1 protein-coding gene is annotated in these 830 nt (G+C 34.7%); it reads right to left on the bottom strand.

The genetic code is table 11. From position 1 onward, the window contains the following. Positions 1 to 7 precede the first annotated feature (7 nt). Positions 8 to 830: IS5 family transposase (locus tag AC1EUY_RS16100; protein WP_480196574.1), on the bottom strand; the 823-nt coding region annotated here is incomplete at its 5' end.

Below are 830 nucleotides of genomic sequence, written 5' to 3' on the forward strand. Positions count from 1 at the left end.
AGGTGATTTAAACTTTTATAACTTTCTTTTTTTTGATTTTTTTGAGAGCAATTATAAAGAAAGCAAGATAGTTAAATCCTTTCCAGCTTTCGATAGTTGTATCGAATCGATTTAGCAAGGAACGATAACTATCCATCCAAGCATTAGTACGTTCTACAGCGTAACGTTCATCGTACAATTCTTGGTCAAAATACTCATCTCTATCTGTATTTCCATTACGTTTATTGAAACATATATTTGCATTAATTTCTTTTTTACTACAGGATTCTCTAAAGTTTTTTGAGTCAAAACCTGCATCTGCATTTAGGAAAAGACCTTCAACTGGAATATCTGCTTGTTCAAGAGTTGCTGTTACGACTTCAAATTGTACTTCAATATCGTGAAGGTCATTATGGTTTCCTGCAACGGGTTCACTCATAGCAAGAGGTAAGCCTTGTCTATCAATAAGATATAAAGCATTTGTAGTCTTTCGTTTTTTCCTGCCTTGATACTCAACATCAACTCCACCTCTTATTGCTGGAGTGTGACTGCCGTCCAAATCTACGCTAGAGAGGTCTAAGTCTTTTTTATGTGCTTTTAAAAACTTTATCCAGCAATCCTTTAATATATCTGATACACACCATTTTCTGTAATGGTAATACACTGCATTCCATGTCAAATGATTATCCTCAAATAAGGCTTTGACTGGTAATTGATGCCACTGAACTCCTGTCTTTAACTTGTATAGTATTGCATTGACAATCTCAACCAATGGAACTGTTGGTGGAAAACCTCGTTTTGTCTTTGGAATAAGTGGCACTATTTCCATTTCTATTGTATCTTTGTCTAGT

Source organism: Maritimimonas sp. 2210JD6-3 (assembly GCF_056591795.1).